The organism is Desulfobulbaceae bacterium, from assembly GCA_015231515.1.
Classification (GTDB): Bacteria; Desulfobacterota; Desulfobulbia; order Desulfobulbales; family VMSU01; genus JADGBM01.
Map to the genome: position 1 here is coordinate 1 of JADGBM010000172.1, position 4,659 is coordinate 4,659.

The 4,659-nt window shown below is 43.3% G+C and carries 2 protein-coding genes and 1 pseudogene; 2 read left to right on the forward strand and 1 reads right to left on the reverse strand.

All coding sequences use genetic code 11. The features are described from left to right. Positions 1 to 116 precede the first annotated feature (116 nt). Positions 117 to 1,616, forward strand: a complete 1,500-nt coding sequence (locus HQK80_15615) for a hypothetical protein (GenBank protein MBF0223621.1) — start codon at positions 117 to 119, stop codon at positions 1,614 to 1,616. A gap of 108 nt (positions 1,617 to 1,724) precedes the next feature. Next, entirely contained in the window at positions 1,725 to 2,678 is a 954-nt protein-coding gene (locus tag HQK80_15620) for an IS1595 family transposase (GenBank protein MBF0223622.1), read from the forward strand. Positions 2,679 to 2,891: 213 nt separating this feature from the next. On the opposite strand, the pseudogene HQK80_15625 reads toward HQK80_15620, so the two are convergent. Next, positions 2,892 to 4,262 (reverse strand): annotated as a pseudogene (locus HQK80_15625) (transposase). Between the last annotated feature and the right edge of the window lie 397 nt (positions 4,263 to 4,659).

Consider the following 4,659-nt stretch of genomic DNA (forward strand, 5'->3'; position numbering starts at 1 on the left):
ACCATTTTTGAACGAATGCCCTTATTACAGGCACTTACAAATGACGAATACATAACCAAAACAGCCGAACATTGTAAGTAGCTGTTATTATTCAATTAAACGTTGGAGCGCTTGTGGTGTTAGACAAAAAAATGATAAGCCATACTGGAAATACTTCAATTTATGTAAAAATATGGTTTCTTTACTTTTCGTTTGTTTTTATTGTTGCGTCTTCTATTCAGTTTATTGTTTTACCATACGTTTTTCCATCTTTGCACGCTGGGGAAGGCTTATTAGTCGGTGGCGATTGGAACACTTTTCACAAGGTGGCTGTGCGGCTCGCGAATGCAATTCATGAGCAAGGTTGGAATGTTTGGCAGTTGAAACCAGAGCTTGGACTCGGTGGTAGTGGCGCTGTTGGAGTGGCAGCTTTTTTTTATGTTTTGGTCGCCCCTCACCCGTGGGCGTTGATTCCGCTTAATTCTGTGATGCACGCGACGAGTGCTTTTTTATTGTTTCTACTCGCGCAGAGGTTTGTGAAAAATTGGAGACTGGCTTCTCTGTGTTCTTTGCCTTTCCTCGTCTACCCATCAGCTGCAACATGGTATGCCTCTTTGCATAAAGATGGATACTCAATACTGGGTATGTTTTTCGTCTTATATGGTTGGATTGCCTTAACTGAAAAAGAGGCTTGGGACAGTGGTGTCCTAAGAGTATGTCGGCCTTTAAGTGCAATAATGCTTGGAGTTATACTAGTTTGGTCGGTAAGACATATTCTCGTTCAGTTTCTGTTTGCCATGGGATTGCTAGTTTATTGTATTGTTACATTGTATATATTGTTTTCCAAATCAAAACAAAAAAATAAAATTAGTAAAAAAATAATCTGTTTGTTCCTGATGTGGTTGACAATCCCATATATGTCCCTGTTCCAGGGGCCTTATTTTTATATGCCTACAGGTGTGAGTGTCAAAGAAGATAATGTTGAACTGATTAAAAAGCAAAATGGAACCATCGATAACAGTATCGATAACAGTAACGTAAGTGTCAGTAGCGGTGTCGCTGTTGGGGACGAAAAAGTAATAGAGAGGGAGGAACTCCTTATTCGTGCGGGCTGGACGCCTACTTCATGGATGCCTTCTTCTATTGATGGGAAGATTTTTGAATTTACAATAACGCGCAGAGGTTTCATCTCAATTGGTGGAGGTGCTGGTACTAATATTGACCACCATATTGTTTTTGGAAGCGTTTCTGATGTGCTGAGGTATTTGCCGAGAGCAGAGCAGATTGCACTTTTTTCTCCCTTCCCTCATCTGTGGTTTGGAGAAGCCAAGCAAAGGAGTAATACGATGATGAGGAGAATATCTGCTATAGAAATGCTTGGCGTGTACGTGTCATTGTTTTTTTTGCCTCTGAGTATTTTTTATTGGTATCAGGATATTAGGCTTTGGATAATTTTAGTGTTTAGTAACGTTTTTTTGTTGAGTCATTCTTTGGTCGTGGCAAATATTGGCACTTTGTATCGTTATCGTTATCCGTATCTAATGGCTCTTGTAACTATCGGTGTTGCTGCTATGATGAAGTTTATTTTTCAGAGAAAGATTGCTAATGAAGGTGTTGCCTTCGACGGTAGCGGATAAAACATTACATAATATTACCTGATTAGCGCTAATCTTCCGCACCGCATGTAGTCGGACACCATATGTCTCAGGTGCTGTGATAATCTTCATGAAACCAAGGAGGTTATCATGAAGATGAATCGAATTCAGTTTCAAAAAGGTTTAAGCTTGAATCAGTTTTTTGCTACGTATGGAAAAGAGCAGCAGTGTGAATCGGCCCTTGAATCTGCCCGTTGGCCCCAAGGGTTTATTTGCCCCAAATGCAGTAGTAACAATTACGGCATCTACCGTAGAGGTCAGAGGGTTAAGGTCTTCCAGTGCAAAGCCTGCCGAGGGCAGACAACGCTGACAGAAGGAACCATTTTCCATTCGTCAAAACTACCATTAACCACGTGGTTTCAGGCGATGTTTTTCCAGACCCAAAACAAGAATAATATCTCTATCTTGGAATTCAGTCGCCTCATTGGTGTCAGTTACCGAACAGCGTGGAGAACAAAACACAAACTCATGGAGGTCATGTTTGAGCACGAACAAACCACCAAACTGTCGGAGCGCATTGAGATCGATGATGCCTACCTTGGCGGCGAATTGCCCGGCGGTAAGGTAGGCCGAGGATCCGAGAACAAAGTTCCGTTCATCGCAGCAGTGCAAACCAACCTCCAAGGCCACCCACTCTACGCTGTCTTTACAACCGTGAAAAGTTTTTGTAAAGAAGAGGTCGAATTATGGGCAAAACGCTCTCTAAGGCCATCATCTCTGGTGGTCTCAGATGGACTTTGGTGTTTTCAGGCTGTGGAAGCAGCAGGTTGCTTCCATCAGCGGGAAGTCGTTGGCAAAGATCGTAAAAGTACAAGCATGGGCTGTTTCCGATGGGTTAATACAATCCTCGGCAACCTGAAAAATTCCATAACCGGAACGTACCATGCGTTTGACTTTGAAAAATATGCTCATCGCTATCTTGGCGAGTTTCAGTACCGCTTTAACCGACGGTTTGATCTCGCTGGTATGTTTACGCGCCTCGTGTTCGCCACGGCCAGATCCGCGAAGGTTTCTGAGCATAAATTACGCATTGCGGAAGATTAGAGCTAATCAGGTAATATTATCTGATTTTATATTTTTTGAAGGAGCTAGGTTGTGGGGAGCATGAATTCTGATTTGATATCAGATGGGGCATTATAAAACCTAATTTACATAGTTGGAACAGTATGAGGTGGGGCAAACAACATTTCTAGGCAGTTGCTCCATTCAATCTTAGATTAGATACTCAACTTTCGGGGTTGATGTAACTTGTTGATTTTACGCAGTTGCTGTTAAATTTTTCTGTAATGATTTAATCATGCTTAGTGCAGCACCCATTATTGCATCAATCATAGCCATGACTACAGATTCTGCAAATTCGCCTGATTGCCTTACTTCATCTAAAGCCAGTGTCAGGTCCCGATGGAGGGCCTCGGCCAGGGTTAGATCTTGGATCTCGCTGCAGCAGTCATGAAACAAACTTCCAATGGGGCGTGGGTCATCATGAAATCGCTGTTCCAAGGCCAGGAATATATAGCGACTGACCACCAAAGACGTATGAGCCACAAGTCCATCATAATCTCTCAACTGGACTTCTCGTTCCAGGTTCAAGTGATGCTTAGCCATTTTGAAAAACACCTCGATGTCCCAGCGTTTGCCGTAAATACGGATGATCTCTTCATCTGGCAATGTTGTATTGGTCGAGAGTACCGCCAACCCACCTCGTCCGTTGCGGTTTCGAATAAAGACGACTTTTACTGTCTGGCCATTCTTCATCGGGACAATAACGCTGGCAATAATTTTCGCTTTGCCCGGACGTTTCTTTATCCGCCTGTACAACTCGCCCAAACGGACAAGGTGGCCTTGGTAGAGATAAAAATTACTCGTGATATCTTTCACCATGCAGATTACTGGCACATGAACGGCAAGCTTCGAGATCAGGCCAGCAAAACAAAACCAGCTGTCCATCAGTATGTAGTCTGCGCTAATGCCAAGGGCCATGGCTCTTTTTATCATGCCTTCAAGCATGTCAGTGGTCTTAACCATTGCCTCCTGACGGCGCTTGTAGCCACACGTTCGCTTGTCGAGTGCCTTGACAATTCCTTGAATTCTATTGGCGACATTGGCCGAAGATCGCAAAACAAAGTCCAGAGGAAGGAATGTTGCGCCATCACTCCAACCAAGAGTCAGCAACTTGAATCCTTTGAGGTATTTACGGCTATTGTGGTCAAAAATCTTAGCCAGCAATTCGACCGATTTGGAGCGCGACCGGTCATAATCGCTGTCGTCGACCACAAATACCTTCTCCCTCTCTTCGCTCGTGAGAAATTCAACTACTCTGACAGCCTGTGCTACCAATCGCAGAAGAAACTGCCGCCAGTTATAACGGGGATTTTCCTAAAGTTCATAGGCAACGTCTTTCTGGAATCCCAACTCACTGTTGAGCACGATTCCCCGATAAAAATTCTGACCTCGGAAAGCGAGCAGAAATACTGCCTCAAATACCGCCAACGGAGAGACTCCCTTGAGTTTCCTGATGTTGCAGCGATTCAGGAGGGTGCCGACAGAAAAATTGTCAAAGAACGTTTTTATTGCACCTTGCAGGTGCATTGCTTCTTGATCTATTTCGAATTGATTTGTACTATTCATCTGTGCTCTTTCTCCTTGAATTTATTGATCTTTTCGCAAAGCCAATATGTCAAGTTGCAAAGAGCATTTCACTTTAAATATTAAATGTTTTCGGCATGTTATCCTATTTTTTCAAGCTGCCGGGTGGCATCTCCGAAAGTTGAGTTAGATATCTATCTCCGACATAATATTATATTTTTTCAGGCCGTATTGCATGTCTTTGCCTCGAGCAGGTTGTTGGAAAACGTCACCAGCACTTTTGCGGCCAGAGAAAATGGCGAACAAGCGCAAGGTAAGCTTTTTTGACGATGAATTGGACGTGTGCTTTAGTTTTTTTCAACACCTTGCACGAGAAGAATGAATTGATTAGCGAAAGGGCTTCTTATATCTGATGTTAGCAGCGGTTACTGGTGGCACT

What these genes read in the sequence shown, in the direction of transcription:
- HQK80_15620 (MBF0223622.1), top strand. Translation starts at nt 1,725, where the DNA reads ATGAAGATGAATCGAATTCAGTTTCAAAAAGGTTTAAGCTTGAATCAG.